Here is a 1,067-nt window from a genome sequence, read left to right as displayed (position 1 = left end):
AGTGCGTAAGGTGAGTTATCCCTACTAACCAATTCATAAATTACTTGCGATTCTAGAGCTATTCGTTGCTCCAGATCAAGCTGCAAAGTTTGATCAACAGTAATCTTACCTCGACTAACTAATTCATAAATTGCTTGTGATTCAAGTGTTATTCGCTGTTCTAATTTAAGCTGCAAAGTCTGGTCAACAGTCATTTTTTCAGTAATAATTAAATCACAAATCTTCTCTGAATTTAAAATCATCCGTTGCTTTGCAGCAAATGCCAAAGCATCTTTAATAGTAATTAAACCACTGGTAATTAGTCTACATATTGAGTGTAACTTTAAATTTGACTGTTCCCTTAAACTAAGCTGCAAAACCTCATCAACACTAATAAAATCAGAAAAAATTAACTGAGAAATCGTCTCTGAATTTAAAACATCTGATTGAAATGAGTCTAATTCTAATTGCTCAGCTTTTGCAGTAGTTAAATAGCCACGGTCAATGTAACGCTGTAAAATCATTGCTTATTCCTTATTTTCTTTTAATAATATAAGTCAGATTTAACCACTATAAAATAGACAGAAACTTTAAATTAAGATTTATTTTTTTTATCGCAGTGCAACTAAACAATCAATAAGCATGACACCATAGAATAAATAAAAAGGAACAAACACCTTGAGAACATAGCTGTTAAAAGTAAAACTCTATAATATTTATATTATAAATATAACAAGATTCACATTTATGTTTCACCAGGATAATTCAATAAAAATAACTAAAATAATCCTTATCGATTCATTATGATTTTGCAGGCAGTCTTTAAAGTAGATTGCAAGATAAAGAATAAATTTATGTCTAGCATCAATAAAATTTTATTGAAAGGACAAAGCGAGAAGTTATTAAAAACCTGATTGATCAACTCGAAAATGCTTTACAAGCGGCCGTCATAGCCAAGATAATATATTTATATTTTTAACAACAAACATTATCACCAAAATAAAAAACACAGGACTTTAAAAAAACAAATAATAAATTTTAAAAAATTAAAATAAAAGATAATTGTCAAATAAAATAAATTAAATTTA

Annotated in this window: 1 protein-coding gene; it reads right to left on the bottom strand. The window is 27.7% G+C overall.

Annotation, left to right across the window (positions count from 1 at the left end; genetic code table 11):
* On the bottom strand, positions 1–503 hold a 503-nt coding region (locus C200_RS12865; protein ID WP_033923812.1), incomplete at its 3' end, for a hypothetical protein.
* Between the last annotated feature and the right edge of the window lie 564 nt (positions 504–1,067).

The sequence above is a fragment of the Piscirickettsia salmonis LF-89 = ATCC VR-1361 genome, from assembly GCF_000297215.2.
Lineage (GTDB): Bacteria > Pseudomonadota > Gammaproteobacteria > Piscirickettsiales > Piscirickettsiaceae > Piscirickettsia > Piscirickettsia salmonis.
The sequence above is the reverse complement of the archived record's forward strand: the minus strand, read 5'-3'. Positions and strand labels throughout refer to the sequence as shown.